At 58.9% G+C, this 10,751-nt stretch carries 4 protein-coding genes; all 4 read right to left on the minus strand.

The window, feature by feature from the left end; translation table 11 throughout:
- Positions 1-126 precede the first annotated feature (126 nt).
- Positions 127-333: an Imm45 family immunity protein gene (gene imm45, locus FYB76_RS27170; RefSeq protein WP_370516430.1), complete on the minus strand. Its 207-nt coding sequence runs from the start codon at positions 331-333 to the stop codon at positions 127-129.
- 264 nt (positions 334-597) lie between these two features.
- Positions 598-1,488, minus strand: a complete 891-nt coding sequence (locus FYB76_RS26390) for a hypothetical protein (RefSeq protein ID WP_154135590.1) — start codon at positions 1,486-1,488, stop codon at positions 598-600.
- 85 nt (positions 1,489-1,573) lie between these two features.
- Positions 1,574-2,464 carry a hypothetical protein gene (locus FYB76_RS26395; RefSeq protein WP_229297115.1) on the minus strand — a complete coding sequence of 297 codons (891 nt, stop codon included), beginning with the start codon at positions 2,462-2,464 and terminating at the stop codon, positions 1,574-1,576.
- The gene (locus tag FYB76_RS26400) at positions 2,461-10,737 is read right to left on the minus strand and encodes a hemagglutinin repeat-containing protein (RefSeq protein ID WP_154135591.1); all 8,277 of its coding nucleotides are present in this window, start codon (positions 10,735-10,737) and stop codon (positions 2,461-2,463) included. The genes FYB76_RS26395 and FYB76_RS26400 overlap by 4 nt, the downstream gene beginning before the upstream one ends.
- Positions 10,738-10,751: the final 14 nt, after the last annotated feature.

The raw sequence follows: 10,751 nt of genomic DNA on the forward strand, positions 1-10,751 counted from the left end.
AGGGGCCGAGACATTGGGGGCGGGATCGGCTTCTGTAACCTCTGCCGCTTGCGGAGCGTTCGGTATGAGGACGCTAGCTGAGGCATTTGCTTTGGCTGCTTGGGGTGAGCAGGTTGGGCTGGGTCATTACAGATCTTGAGTCTTGTAACGTGGCAGATACAGTACCTTCTCAACCGGACACTCTGGATATATCCACTTGGACCAATTTCTTACTAACCATTGTCTGGAAATTCCCCTGCCATGTTCATAGCTTGCATCTTCTGGAAGTCGAACCAAAACAAGACCTGCTTTCATTCCTGTCGCCACAAGAATGGCGTAATTCCTTTCGGCCACAGGTAGTCGACCAACATGAAATCGACCTTTTCCTCATAAGGCCATTCCGCTTCAGCTCTGAATATCGCACCGTTTGATATTGCTTCGCTCTTTAGGCCAACCAAGTTTTCCCACTCCATCATTTCACTTTCAAGTCGCGACCGTAGCAATAAGGATTTTTGAAAGACGAAGATAAAGTTGCATCTCTACCTGCACTGCGCTCTCTACCTTCATTCAAATATTTACTAAAGGACTAAGAGACTGACGTCGATGAGACCTCGTTGATCAACAGCCGCCGCTCATCACCAGATGTTCTGGAAATCTGTAGTCATCAGGGATCTCTGGCCAAGCAAATCTTTCATCGAAAATGCTGACCTTATGCACATCAGCCTTGATATCTCCGAATAACTCCGATATCGATCGGGCATGAGTTCCAACATCTTTGAGGGCCTGGTAAGCGGCCAGCTGGTCATTCTTGTGGGTAGCAATACGGTGGACCTCTACGCTGAGCAAGAGCTGGTCAAGATATCGCTCCAGACGATCACCCAGGGAGGAGTTGTAGTCAATACTCCATTCGAAATGATCATTTTCATCCTTCGCTTTATCCATTTCTTCTCGCGTGCCCCCTATGCCTTCAGCCATTTCGATAAGCGTCTTCATGATTGCATCGATGCGATCCTTTTCCATCACTTCAATTTCTCTTGTTGCGCTTTTCCAGAGCATCAGTCCGTCGCGGCCAGTCGCTTCATCACGGCAATTCAGGCGCGTCATTGCCTCTGCGCCAGCGGTCACAAAATGCTGCGGTATCTGGTATCCCTCCGGGAGGGATGGCCAAGAGAATCTTTTATCTCTGCATAAAACCTTATCAACATCGCTACATATATCTTTGAAGAGACTAGACAATCTAAGCGCATCAAAGCCCGCCCGCATCAGCGCACAACAGGCAGTCACATCATCACCGGAGACCCTTGATCTGTTGAAGAATTCAACCAAAGAGACTAGCGCTCGCAAGTCCTGACAGAAAGTTGAATTCATTGATACATCCTGGTCGATGAACCAGCAATATTGTGCGTTCTCGTCTCTCTCTGACATGATCTCGTCTTTAGTCAAACCTACGGATTGAACTAGTGACAAAAAAATAGTCTGGACGATATCTAAATTTATGATGGTGTTCATTTTGGTTGCGAGCAAATTCAGAACTGAAAGATAGCCACAGATGCTCTTTTTCAGTTGGAAACATACGTGGAGAAAACCCAGCCTATCAAGAATGGGGTGACAAACCAAAATGCTTAGGAAGTTCGTAGCCGTCTGGTATGCAAGGCCACGAAAATCTTTTATCAAGAACAGCGACCCTATCAACCTCGTCCTTAATGTTTAGAAAAAAACCGGAAACATTCTGGGCATGGATTCCACAATAGAGGAGCGTTATGTACGCCGCCAACAGATCGTTCTGCTGGATCGCGATCCGATGAGCTTCAAGGAAGAGAAGAAGTTCATCAAGATCTACCTCTAGCTGCTCGCCCAGGCAGTGCCGATAGTCAATACACCATTCGAAATGATCATTCTCATCCATACTTTCATTCATCTCTTTTCTCGATACACCAATGCTTTCGGCCGACTCGATAAATGTCTTACGAATGACATCGACGCTATCTTTTTTCACCACCTCAATTTTTCCTCCTGAGCTTTCCCAGAACATCAGTACGTCGTGATCGGCTGTACTGCCAAAATCCGCCATACACTTCAATTTGTCCTTGGCGGCCACCAGCAATGGCTGGGGAATCTTGTATCCCTCGGGTACAGATGGCCAAGAGAACCTGAGATCCCTGTACATCACTTTATCAATAGCGTCCTCAATACCACCGAATACAGCCGAGAGCGTCCGGGCCAGATCGCCAGCGCAGGTGATCATGAATAAGGCTGCCAACCGATCGTGTTCGCCAAGAGCACGTCGATACATTTGAAAATAGTGAATTAGGTTCGACAGTTCAATTTTCAGCTTCTCGCTCAGCGAAAAATCGTAGTTGAGATACACGATCGATCTTTCATTGCCATCATTGTTATCATTTATTTCCGTCCGCAGCAGCTGCCGATTTTTGGACAAGTCCTGAAATACTTCTTTAATCAAATCCATTCTGCGTATATCTATCATCTCAGTCTTCTCCCCTGCGCTTTTGCAGCATTCGTCTTAACCTCGTTGCGTGTCCCATCCAAATTAAGAACAGATTTAAATTTTCCGTGCTTATCGAATACTTCAAGATGATCTTTGTGACGGCCATCCAAATATAGCTGGTCACCTTTTTTAATCTGCGTTCCAATTTTCCGTTCAGCGACATAGACCGTTTGGCCATCATAAATAGTATGCCTCTTGTCTGTGTTCGCTCGTACCTGCTCTCCAAAAGCTGATCCACTAAAGAATTGTTCCATGTTGGCTACCGGTTTCACGCTAGGAACATATTTATCCCTGGCATGACTTATCGCCACATTCCCCGAACTGATCAGCCCTGAACTTGCACCCGCAGGCCCGACATCCGCCCACATCTGCTGCAGTTGCAACGCCAGCTGATCCAGAAAGCCAGCCCTCTCCCCCAGCGCCGCCAGATTGGAAAATTGCCGGTCCATATCCAGGGTCTGTTCGACAATCAGCGCCTTGACGTACGCTTTTTGATCCCCCGTCTTCGCGAAGTACAGCGCATGAGCAAGATCACTGAGCGCAGCCTGCCCCGAGCTCATCACCGCCTCACAAGCATAGGGGGTCGCCGCCGCTCCGCTGCACCCCTTCTCCAACTGCTCCGTAAACAATTTTCTTTGCTTCGCAGCGTCTTCCTTCAGCTCGGCAAAGCACGCCCCCTGCGATGCGTCGCAAGCCCGGATCTTGTTCAGGAATTGTTTGGAGTAGCTCACCCCCAAGGCATTGTTTTCTGCCTCCAGTTGGGCTGCGAGCGTGGCCGTCGGATTCGCCGCGCTTCCGGCAGCTGTCGCAATCCCGGCCACGATGCTGGTCACCAGATTCGTGCGCGACTCCTTCTCCTGACTGCCCGGCCGGTCCGCCGACTGCAGCAGCGCATTGATGACGGTGCCGGCCGATGCGCCCAGCGCACCTGCACCGCACGCTGCCTCCTTGGCCATGGCACCGGCGCATCCCAGGATGCCCTGCAAGGCGGAGCGAGCGGCTTCGCTCTGCAGGTTGTCAGCGATTCTCTTGACCTGTTCAGCGCCCAGCCCTTGCAGATAATTGACGGCCGCCGCCTGGATGAACTGCGATGAGAATGCACTCAGGTTGCCTGTCACCGCACCAGCAATCGCCGTCGCATACCGACGATACGTACCGCCCGAAGACCACTTTTCGGCATCGAGATACTGCTCCGTCAGGCCGCGCAGCCTGGCTTCGTCGCGTTGTTCAAGCGGCTTGCTCCGCTCCTCCGCTAGCGCATCGTCCAACTTGCGCTTGGCCTCATCCGCCTCCTTCGCCCGGTTGTTCAGGAAGCTGCCCAACTCCCGCGTAAAGGCCGCTGCAATCGCCGTCCGGTTCTCGATCTCCTCCTTGTCAAAAATCGGTTTGAGCGCGTTGCTTCCCTCCTTGCTGCTGCTCACTTCCCGATTCACCGAGGCCACCGTCTGCTCTGCCGTCCTGCCTGTCAGCGCCTGCTGCTGCTTCTCATCGGTGATCTTGATGACACCGCCGCTGATCCCGCTGCGGGTCGTGCTTGATGCACTTTCACTGGCACCAACGACCAGCGGTGGCAGCGCAGACAGACCGCCATCCTTGCCCGTGCTGTAGCCGCCACTGATGCCGACGCTCTGCGCTTCATAACTGGCGCGATTCTCGATATCACTCCGGGTCAGTGTTTTGGTAGTTACCCGGTTCTTGTTCTCTGCCACGGCCTGCTCGCTGCTGGCGATCACACCACCCTTCAGATCCGTATTGCCGCGCACATTGACCTGGAAGCCACCATCACCTGCCTTGACGCCTGACTGCTCGATGACGCTGGCATAGTCGCTGTTGACCTTCGACTGGCTGTAGCTGGCGCTGCCGCCCATCTTCCCCATGCCCACCGAGACACTGCCGCCCAGGCTTTGCTGGCGGCTCTGGTAAGTGCTGGTGTCCTGCTGGCTGGCGATATTCAGATTGCCCTGGCCGCTGGTGCCCACGTCGAGCTCCACCTGCCGGCCACGCAGAACTGCACCACTGATGGTCGTATCGCTACCCGAGACGACACTGAGCTTGTTACCAGCATCGACATGAGAATTGACCTGCTTGACCTCTTCGCCACCGCCCTTGCCACGATTGCCGGAGGCGCTTGCCGTGAAGAGCAAGCCGTCGGTACCAATGGAGAAACCGACCGATCCCGAGGCACCGCTGTTGCGGCTGCGTTGCTCCGAGATCTCCTGCGCTGCGATCAGTCGGACCTCATTGGCGGCCTTGAGCGTAGCGTCCACCCCCGCCTTGATGTCACTGCCCTGGACGAGGATGTTGCCGTCGCCGCCTGCGCCATTGGCAGTGATAGCGACGCTTCCGCCTGCCGAGACGCTTGAACCGCGCACCGTCTTGCTGGTCTGCTCCGATCTGCCCTGGCTGCTGCTTGCGCCCACGCTGAAGGCCAGATTGATGCCACCGACCTTGTCGGCGGCATTGGCATCACGGGTTGGGGTCTTCCCGGTAGCAGGATCCGTCGGGCCCGTTGCAACCTGGTTGGGCTTGTCATTGATGGTCTTGCCCTGGCCCGCGATGACGGCATCCGCAGCATTGGATGCCGCCAATCCTGCCGTCGCTGCGGCCAGGGCTTGCGTGCGCCGGTCCCTTGTCTTGCTGGCTGCTTCGGCCATCTGCTGCACCGTCTGCACCGCCGACAACACCGGACTGGTCACCGCCACCGTCACCCCTTGCTGGCGGAACTTGTCCTCGGTCACGGTACGGCTGCTCTGCTGTGCAGCGAGAATGCTGACCGTCCTGGCCACGATGTCGATGTCGCCACCCGGTGCCAGCACATCGCTACCCACCTGCGTGTACCGATTGCCCGCCACGATGCGCACATCGCCCTGCACGCTGCCAATGGTCGATGCCGACGCAGTCTCGCTATTGCGATCCACATCACGGCTCTGCATGCGGCTGCCTACCGTCACGCCGATGCCCGCTCCCATCACCCCGCTCTTGGTCTCCTGACGGAAATTGCGCTGTGCGCTGCTGTCGGTCGCGGCAACAGTGTTCACGTCATTGCCTGCGGCCACCGCCGTCCCCTGCGTGGACACCACACTGCTGCCGGAGACGTTCACATCACGTCCTGCCCGAAGCAGGACGGTATCGCCGGAGAAGGTACTTCCCGCCTCGCGGCTGGTGCTGCTGGCGTCATCGATGCGCACCGTCGTGGACGTCAGGATCCCGCTGCTGCTGCGCTGCCCCTGGTCACGTGCACTGGCCGAGACGTTGGCGGTGCCGATACGCACGTCACGTCCGGCCTCGACTTGCAGTGCGCCTTCGGCGACGACCTGCGCCCCCTTGCTCGTCACATCCTGACCCGCCTGGATGCGGATGCTGTTGCCGCTGACTTGCGTGGCGACCTCCTTGCTGCCGCTCACCACGGCACGATTGATGCCGACCTCATTGGTGCCGTGTGCCCCATTGGCGCGGTCCACGAAGTTCGGACCGGTCAACCTGCTGACCCGGTTGCTGCCCCCCTTGTCATCGGCCCAGCGAATCTCCTGTCGGAAATACTCCTGCACCACACCCAGACGCACATCCCTTCCGGCCGAGAGCGTGGCCTCGCCGCTTGCGGCAACGACGGCAGCATCGGCTTGCAGATCGCGGCCGGCCAGCAGCACCACGTCCTTGCCGCTGACGCTGGCGACCTGATCGATGTTGCTGCCCGTGGTGGTGGCATTGGCGGTCGTGACGCTGGTACTGCGAATCACGATGTCCCGGCCCGCGCTCAACACCAGCTTGTCGGTGGCATTGATGTCGCCTCCGGCATTGTCGATATCGCTCTGCGCCAGCAGGCGAACCGAGCCGCCCTCGATGCGCCCGCCGAGATTGCGGATGTTGTCCGCGCGCAGTGTCACACCGCTTCGCGCAGCGATGGTGCCGCCGCGATTGAGGATGTCCTGCACGGTCTGGAAGGCGACCTCATTACCGGCGATCAGGGTCTGGCGGCCGCTGACACGCAGGCTCGACGGCTGCAGATACACCTGCGGCACCAGCACCTCCTGCGCGCTGCCATCGGCCAGCCTCACCGTGCGCTGCACCAGCCAGACGATGTCGGTCTTGAGCTGGGCGATCTGCTCGGCTGACAGCGCGATGCCCAGTGCGTAGCGCTGGACCTGCGCCTGTTGCAGCCCGGCTTGCATCAGCGCCAGGTATTGCGCCTCGTTGTTGCTGAAACCGTTCAGGTAGCGCTGGCCGGTGGCTTCCTGGATCTGCCGCTGGATCAGCTGCTGTTCGTAAAAGCCATCACCGAAACGCTGGTAACCCGGCGCGGGCCCGAAGCGGTCCTGGTACGCACGCACCAGGAAGTCTGATGACAGCCAGTTGCGCTGGCCGATGAAACGCGGATCGGTCTGCACCAAGGGCAGCGCCACGCTGCCCTGATTGACCTGATACAGGGCATTGGCGGGCAGGCTGACGTCAACGGCGGGAGTACGCAGGTCGGTAGTCTTGCCCGTTCCCTGCGGTGCTTGTGCGGGAATGGTTGCGGCTGTACGAGCAGTCCGGTCGCGCGTGCTGCCCGCCTCGTGCGTGGCGCTCACATCAAGTGGGAATCGCGTCTCTATCGTTTGAGAAGCATAGGGTGCGCTCTCATAACGGCGGTCATCGGCTTTGAGTGTATGTGACTTGATGAAGGTCTTCTCTGCCGTACCGGTAGAGGTGACCGTCTGCTGGCCCATGGGCCCGATGTTGTTGATGGCCGTGCCGTTGACACCATCCCCCGCCAGCACGCCACCGGCGATGAACTGGCTGGCGTAGTTGTTGACCACACCGGAGGCCAGGGTCATGCCGCCGCCGGATGTGATCATGCCGGGAGCGCTGCGGGTGACGATGGTGCGCCGGATCTGTTCGGTGCCGTCGTAGATGATCCATTGGTCACGCAGGCGACTTCGAAAATCAGCACGGAAGGCTTGAAGCGCATTGTCGAGTTCGACATAGGCATTCACATAGGCGGTGCGCGCATCCTTCCAGGCATGCCAAGCCAGCCAGATCTGATAATCGTGCTGCAGGTACTCGGGGACGTGAGCAGCATCAGGGAATGTCTCGAAAATCGGCTTCGTCGGTTCCGGAGTCAGCTGCGTTGTCGGTCTGGCGACACCGAAAAGATCCCAGACAGGATCTTCCGGTGTATAGAAGAACCTTTCGGGCACTGCCGGAACCAAGCGGTCTTCGTCGCGGTACTCCGCCACGGGCCTCTGGTATGCCGCGCTCTTGTATTGGGAGTCGGCACCGAATTTCTCGAAGGGGTATCTCGTGGATGGCAAGAGCAGGCGGAAATTATCCTCATCGCCCATGGCACGCCAGTTCTCGGGAGCGATGATCTGGCCGCTGTCCTTGTGGATGATAAGGGCGTCAGCTCCTGAGAAGAAATCGGACGATCCCTCCAGCCGGTAGTTGATGATCCTGCGTCCCGGCTTGCTCTCTTCAGCGATCTCGACATGCGCATTCCGGTTGTTGATGGCATCGGCGGCCATGGTGAGTGCGCCATCCGCATTGACGGTCGCGCTGGTATTGTTGACCTCGCGCGCACGTCCGCTCGCACGATGGTCGCTGCCGATGGTGCCGCCAATGGACATGTCGCCGACCGAATACAGCAGCGCCCGCTCGCTGTTGTAGAGCAAGCCGGTCCCGATATCCAGGCGCTCACGCGCCGCGATGACCGGAGCCCGCAGCACGCCGTCGACGCTCTCCGGGGCGTTGTGCAGCACATCGGCAGCAAGCGCGATGCGGTCACCGTAGATGCGTCCGGTACCGAGGTTGTAGAGCGTGCCGGCCTGGATGCGCGTGGTGACGCCATCGATCAGGCCCCGGTTGATGAAGTCCTGCCCCGCGCCGGCAGACAGCGAGACATCGCCACCCAGGATGGACGCTCCCGCATGATTCTGGAGTCCCCTGGCAGTCACGCGCAACGCTGCCCCTGCGGCCAGCGTGCCATAGTTGCTGAAGCGGCCGCCGGTGCGCAGATCGAGATTGCCAGCGGCTGCAGTTTCTCCGCGCTGCTCCAGGTCGGCGGTCACATCGATACGCAGATCCTTGTGGCTCAACAGCAGGCCCTTGCCAATCAGGGAGTCGGACGTAAGGCTCAGGTCACCGCCTGCGAGGATGCGTCCGCCTTCGTTGTCGATGACCAGCCTGCGGGTGCTGGCCGGGTCACTGACCGACAGCGTGCCTTGCGAAGACAGGAGCCCGTTGCGATTGTCCACACGCTCACGGGCGGCGATCTGCAATGACTGGCCGGTGCGGATGGCGCCCTTGTCGTTGTGGAGCGCGTCCGTGGTGAGGCTCACGCTGCGGCCCTCGATGCCCTGGTCCTTGCCCTGGGTATCGTCGTTGCGCAGGCTCTGGCTCTGTAGGGTTACGTCTTCATCGGAACGAATCAGGCCACGGCGGTTATCCATCTCGCCAGCCGACACCTCCACTTGCATCGCGCCCTTCGACTGCAACTGCCCGCGCTCATTGTTGATGGCTCCGCTGGAGAGTCTCAGCTTGCCCAGAGCGGCGATGCTGCCGCGGCTGTTGTAGAGGTCGGCACTGTCCAGCTTCAAGTCTTGCCGCGCAAAGAGTACGCCGCGCTGATTGTTGAAACGCTGCTTGCGCGTGTCGATCACCACCTCGTTGCCCGCCAGCGTGCCGTCGCTGTTATCGATGCCGGTCGCCGTGATCTCCATTCGCGTGGCGGCGAGGATCTTGCCTTGGTTGGCGGTTGTTCCGTCTGTCGCCAGCACCAGCGAACTCTCGGCCGAACGGATCCTGCCCCGGTTCTCCAGCGTGGCCGCATTGACGGTGAGGGTATCGTTGGCGCCGATCTCTCCGGTGTTGCTCAAGCCCTGCTGCAGCGAGAGCTTCATGGCGCCCTCGGCGGTGAATGTCCCGCTGTTGTTCAGCGCCGTGGCCTTCAGTGAGACGGATTGCTTGGCCTCAACAGTGCCGCTGTTGGTGATGCTCTCCCGGGTCTGTACGTCGACACTTTTGTTAAGGGAATAAAGCGCACCGCCATTGGCCAGGGAGGCCGCCCGGAAGTCCACCGTGCCATCTGCACCGATCTTGCCGCTGTTGAGCGCAGCAGCGCCGATGCGCATGAACAAGCTGCCCTGTGAGAACAGCTTGCCGCTGTTGTCCAGTGCATCTGCATCGACCTGGAGAGTGCTGCCGGCACCGACGTTCTTTTCGTTGGTGAATTTGCCGGTCACTTTCAGGGCAAGCGATTGAACTGCACTGAGCGTGCCGCGATTGTCGAGGCTGGTGGCCTTGAAGTCGGCATTCCCCTTGCTGCCCATGGTGCCGGTATTGGTGAGGGCGGCGCTTGCGCTGGCGTTGAGTGCCGCTTCCCCGATGACGCGCCCCTGGTTTTCAATCGCTACCGCGTTGGCATCGAGGGCCCGTTTCGCTTCGATGCTGCCGCTGTTGAAGAGCCGTCCTGCTACCTCCAACTGCACAGATTCCTCTGCGGAATAAATATCTCCCCGATTGGTGAGTGTCGCGGCGCGGAGCTCAAGCCGGGCGTTGCTGCCGATCTTGCCGCTGTTGTCCAGCATGTTGCGGATACGCAGTGCAAGCGCGCCCGGTGTCACTACACTGCCAGCATTCGCCATCGCTGCCGCAGCCAGCGTGATGCCTGCATCACCGACGATGCTTCCTGTATTGCGCAGCGTGCCGCCAATTTGCACGCTGGTACCGCTGACACTGCCGATGCGACCGCGGGCGGTGTTCTCCAGCGCGTCGGCGTTGATCTGCAATGTGCTATCCGATCCGATCACGCCGCTATTGGTCACCGCGCCTGCGGCGGCAATGCGCGTATCGCCATGCGCAGCAAGGGTGCCGGTATTTTCCAGACGGCCAGCTGCCGTCACGACCAGCTGTCCTTCGGTGGCCGTGAGCGTGCCGCCGTTGTGCACGCCCACGCCGTGTTCGGTGGCGCTCAGGTAGATGTGACCGGCATACATGCCGCCGAGCGCTGCCACATCAATGGCACGCACCGGCGCACCATCGGTGGCGCTCTGGCCCGGCGTGACCTGCGCGTGATCGGCACTGACCGTATTGAGCCCGGTGGTGAGCCGGATCTGTCTGGCCCGCAGCGCCGCATGCACGCGCACCGCGCGAGCGATGACGTCAGCATACGCGGTGTCATTGGCTTGCAGGCCAAGTCCTTCGAAGCTGATCACGCCGCTGTTGACGCGATAGCTTTCCAGGTTGCCCTGGCGGATCACGGGCGTGCCGGTGGTCATGGTGGCGCGCTGGG

The sequence above is a fragment of the Herbaspirillum sp. CAH-3 genome, from assembly GCF_009668275.1.
Lineage (GTDB): Bacteria > Pseudomonadota > Gammaproteobacteria > Burkholderiales > Burkholderiaceae_D > Herbaspirillum > Herbaspirillum aquaticum.

Excerpts from the sequence above, each read along its gene's own strand:
- FYB76_RS26400 (WP_154135591.1), bottom strand. The coding sequence starts at position 10,737 with ATGACCACCGGCACGCCCGTGATCCGCCAGGGCAACCTGGAAAGCTAT.
- FYB76_RS26395 (WP_229297115.1), bottom strand. The coding sequence starts at position 2,464 with ATGATAGATATACGCAGAATGGATTTGATTAAAGAAGTATTTCAGGAC.
- FYB76_RS26390 (WP_154135590.1), bottom strand. The coding sequence starts at position 1,488 with ATGAACACCATCATAAATTTAGATATCGTCCAGACTATTTTTTTGTCA.